Here is a 717-nt window from a genome sequence, read left to right as displayed (position 1 = left end):
CGCCGCAGCCAGCGCGCCAGCAGCAGCGCGGCCACCACGGCCAGCCCCGTCGACAGGCCGATCCAGATGCCGACGCCATGCAGGCCGAAATGGAAGGCGAGCAGCACGCCGAGCGGCAGGCCGACGCCCCAATAGCCGATCGCGGCATAGATCATCGGCACCTTGGTGTCGTGCAGGCCGCGCAGCATGCCGGCGGCCACCGCCTGGGCGCCGTCGAAGACCTGGAATAGCGCCGCGAAGACCAGGAACGACACGGCAAGTTCGATCACCCTGGCATTGGCCGGATTGCTCAGATCGATGAAGGCGCTGATCAGCGGATGCGGCCACAGGATCATCACCAGCCCCATCAGCGCCATGAACGAGACGCCGATGACGAAGGCGGTCCAGCCGGCGCGCGACACGCCTTGCGGATTGCCGGCGCCATGCGCAAGGCCGACGCGCACCGTCACCGCCTGGTTGAGGCCAAGCGGCACCATGAAGGAGATCGAGGCGATCTGGATGGCGATCGCGTGCGCGGCCAGCGAATCCGCGTCGATCAGGCCCATCAGCAGGGCGGCCGCATTGAAGATAGTCACCTCGAAGGCGAGAATGCCGGCAATCGGCAGGCCGAGCCGCAACAGGCCCTTGAAGCGTGGCCAGTCCGATCGCCAGAACCGTCCGAACAGACGATAACGGCGGAACTTCTTCTCCAGCATCACCACGGCAGCCAGGCCGATG

At 66.8% G+C, this 717-nt stretch carries 1 protein-coding gene; it reads right to left on the bottom strand.

Annotation, left to right across the window (positions count from 1 at the left end; all coding sequences use genetic code 11):
* A partial coding sequence (locus EN969_RS33855; protein WP_245467676.1) for an MATE family efflux transporter occupies positions 1-717 on the bottom strand: 717 nt, incomplete at both ends.

The sequence above is a fragment of the Mesorhizobium sp. M7A.F.Ca.CA.003.01.2.1 genome (genome assembly GCF_003998945.1).
GTDB classification, from domain to species: Bacteria; Pseudomonadota; Alphaproteobacteria; order Rhizobiales; family Rhizobiaceae; genus Mesorhizobium; species Mesorhizobium ciceri.
This window is presented reverse-complemented; position numbering and strand designations above follow the sequence as displayed.